Source organism: Patescibacteria group bacterium, assembly GCA_040753135.1.
GTDB lineage: Bacteria > Patescibacteriota > Minisyncoccia > UBA6257 > Brennerbacteraceae > JBFMGR01.
Genome location: JBFMGR010000018.1, coordinates 1 through 1467 on the forward strand (window position 1 = coordinate 1; position 1467 = coordinate 1467).

Consider the following 1467-nt stretch of genomic DNA (forward strand, 5'->3'; position numbering starts at 1 on the left):
TTCGGATAAGACCAGTTTCTTATTCTGCCAGCCGTTATCTTTTTCACCGGTCAATCCCAAAGCCAACAGGATTTTCTCGCTTGCTTCAGACATAAACGGCGCGTAAAGCCAAGCTAAGTTTGCCAAAAGAATCACTAAAGACGACAAAGTTTTCTGAAAACCAATCACTGATTCCTGATCGCTGTTCTTCAGCAGTCCCCAGGGCTTTTTCTGATTAAGATATTCATCGCCAGCGCTAACTAAATTAGAGATTAGGCTCAAAGCCTCGTTAAATTTATAATTCTCAAACAACTGATAATACTCTTGCCAAGCCTGATTGATTTTTTGTTCCAGCTCATTGGCTGACAAAGTTATTTCTTTATGATAAAGCGAACCCAGCTTCAAAACCCGAGCCAGTAAATTGCCAACGCCATTGGCTAAATCGCTGTTATAGCGCTGAATAAACTTTTCATCAGAATAATCGCCGTCTTCAAACGGATTAATCTCCCGAAGGAAAAAATATCTAATCGAATCAGCAGAAACGCCGAATTTTTGCATCACCCCGATCGGCGAAACCACGTTGCCCAAAGATTTAGAAATTTTTTGGCCGTTAATGGTTAAAAAGCCGTGAATCATCAACGCCTTGGGCAGAGGCAGATGAGCGGATAAAAGCATTGCCGGCCAGATCAAAGCATGAAACTTCCAGATATCTTTGCCAACTATCTGTAAATCCGGCGGCCAAAACCGCTGAAATTGAGCGCCGGCATTAGCATAATCTATCCCAGACAGATAATTGGTCAAGGCGTCAGCCCAGACATAGATTACTTGCGAATCATCATCTGGCACCGGAATTCCCCAGTTAAGTTTTTCTTTTGGCCGGGAAAAGCTGACATCCTCAAGCCCTTGAGCCAAAAAACTCAAAACCTCGGCTTTTCTGAATTCAGGAATAATTTTCAGCTCATCAACCTGAATTATCTTTTTCAATTCATTCTGGTATTTAGACAGCCGGAAAAAATAATTTTCTTCGTCAAAGATTTCTGGTTCGGTTTTGTGGATCGGGCAAACGCCGTTTTCCAAATCAGACTCAACCAAATACTTCTCACAACCAACACAGTATTTGCCTGAATAATGGCCTTTATAAATGTCCCCTGACTCTTTCAGCGCCTGCCAGATTTTTCTGACATTGGGCCAGTGTTTTTGCTGGTCAGTAGTCCGGATAAAATAAGAATAATTAATATTTAGGGCGTCAGCAGACTCTTGAAATTTAGCCGAGATATAATCAACAAATTCTTTTGGCTCTTTTCCCCGCTCTTTAGCGGTTTGGCTAATCTTAGTCCCATGCTCATCAGTGCCAGTCAGAAAAAACACTTCTTTGCCTTGAAGCTTTTTAAACCGGGCAATTACATCGGCTTGGATAAACTCCAACAAATGGCCGATATGCGGTTCAGCGTTAGTATAAGGAATCGCGGTGGTAATAAAAAATTTTTC

General features: G+C 41.6%; 1 protein-coding gene. It reads right to left on the bottom strand.

Annotated features, from left to right (window positions below):
• Nucleotides 1-1467 (bottom strand): methionine--tRNA ligase (locus AB1721_03395; protein ID MEW5805733.1); only part of this gene is annotated, 1467 nt, incomplete at both ends.